This window comes from Salinimicrobium oceani (assembly GCF_012037645.1).
In genome coordinates this window covers 1-659 of record NZ_JAAVJR010000173.1, presented here as the reverse complement: position 1 = coordinate 659, position 659 = coordinate 1, and the positions used below count along the sequence as shown (strand labels likewise).

The 659-nt window shown below is 42.9% G+C and carries 1 protein-coding gene; it reads right to left on the bottom strand.

The features are described from left to right. A partial coding sequence (bshA, locus tag HC175_RS16090) for an N-acetyl-alpha-D-glucosaminyl L-malate synthase BshA (protein WP_168139418.1) occupies positions 1-619 on the bottom strand: 619 nt, incomplete at its 3' end. Positions 620-659: the final 40 nt, after the last annotated feature.

Sequence of the window (659 nt, the reverse complement as noted above, 5' to 3'; positions counted from 1 at the left end):
GATTACTCACGTGGGTAACAATCTTCTCATCATCTGCTGCCAGCAAATTGCGATGGCAGTTGCTAATTGACTGAGTGTATTTAGTCGTATCAATGAAATTTGGCACTACATCGATCTCCCTTTTGAGATCAAACAGGCGCAGTGTATCGGCCTTTAAACTTTGGGAAACCGAAGTCACCACATCACTGTTGTTGATACTAAAAGTGACTGCAGGTTTGTAAAATGGATGATTCCCTACCAGGGTAATGTCTGTGCCATGCAACGTAGTCACCATGGGTAAACTGATCCCATCCTCTTCCAGCATTTTTTTTGCCATGTAACCGGCATAGGCATGAGGAATTGCATAATGCACATGAAGCATTTCGATCTTATGCAGCTTCACCATGTCCACAAGTTTACTGCTCAAGGCCAGTTCGTAGGGGTGATAGTGAAAAAGTGGATATTCCGGGACATTTACCTCATGAAAGTGAATATTTGCGGAGAGTTGTTCCAGCCTTACAGGTTGTTTATAAGTGATGAAATGGATCTCATGCCCCCGTTTTGACAGCGCCAAACCTAACTCGGTGGCTACTACACCACTTCCCCCAAATGTGGGATAACAAACAATGGCTATTTTCATGAATTAGCGATCTATAGCTTCGTAAATAAGTTCCTGAATA